General features: G+C 77.7%; 1 protein-coding gene and 1 pseudogene. Both read right to left on the bottom strand.

The features are described from left to right. A partial coding sequence (locus tag ACVMLK_RS21130; RefSeq protein ID WP_457487554.1) for a tetratricopeptide repeat protein occupies positions 1 to 724 on the bottom strand: 724 nt, incomplete at its 3' end. Then, a pseudogene (locus tag ACVMLK_RS21125) lies at positions 711 to 970 on the bottom strand (L-seryl-tRNA(Sec) selenium transferase); the annotation flags it as partial. The pseudogene ACVMLK_RS21125 and the gene ACVMLK_RS21130, both read right to left, overlap by 14 nt.

Raw genomic sequence — 970 nt, 5'->3', positions numbered from 1 at the left:
GCCCGAGGAAGGGCGTGGCCAGGGCGCTGCCGCTCCGCTCGGCGCGCAGCAGCCAGGCAAGGGCCTGCACCGGATCGGGCGCGACCCCGGCGCCGAGATGCAAGGCCGCGCCCAGCATGGCCTGCCCATCGGCATCGCCGCGCGCGGCGGCCCGCGCCCACCAGCGCGCCGCCAGCGCCACGTCGCGCTCCACGCCGAGCGCATGGTGATACAGCATGCCCATCCGCGTCATGGCCGAGGCGATGCCGCCCTCCGCCGCCGCCCGCGCCCAGCGCCGCGCCTCGGCCGGATCGGGCGGGATCAGCTCGCCCTCCAGCAGCATCCAGCTCAGCATGTCCTGCGCCTGGGCATCGCCCTGCGCGGCGGCGGCCCGGTAGAGTTCGGCGGCCCGGGCCGGATCGGCCTCCACCCCCTCGCCGCCGCGCAGATAGAGCGTGGCCAGGTTGCGCTGACCGGGCGCGTGGCCGGCCCCGGCGGCCAGGCTCAGCCACTGCCGGGCCAGCGGCGCATTGACCGGCACGCCCATCCCCTCGGCGAAGCAGGCGCCGATATTGGCGGCGGCGCGGGCATCGCCGGCGCGCGCCAGCGGCTCCCAGAGAGCGAGCGCGCGGGCCGGGTCGCCGGCCTGGAAGGCGGCCATGGCGGCCTCCATGCCTTCCCCCATGCCATCTCCCATGCCATCCCTGGGCGCGGCACGCCCGAGCAGCCGGCTAAGCCAGCCCATGCGGCAATCCGTCCAGGCTGGCGAGAAAGCCCGCCTCGTCCTCCAGGCAGCGCAGGTCGAGCAGCAGCGCCCCGTCGCGCAGCCGGCCGATCACCGGGCGCGGCAGGGCGCGCAGCGCGGTGGCCAGGGCCTCCAGCATGCGGCCGGCCGGCGCGGTCAGGCGCAGGCCATGGCTCGGCAGGGTGTCGAGCGGCAGGGCGCCGGAGCCGATCTGGCTGCGGCAGGGCGCCGCCGCCACGGCGATGC

It is taken from the genome of Teichococcus aerofrigidensis (assembly GCF_054073225.1).
This window is presented reverse-complemented; position numbering and strand designations above follow the sequence as displayed.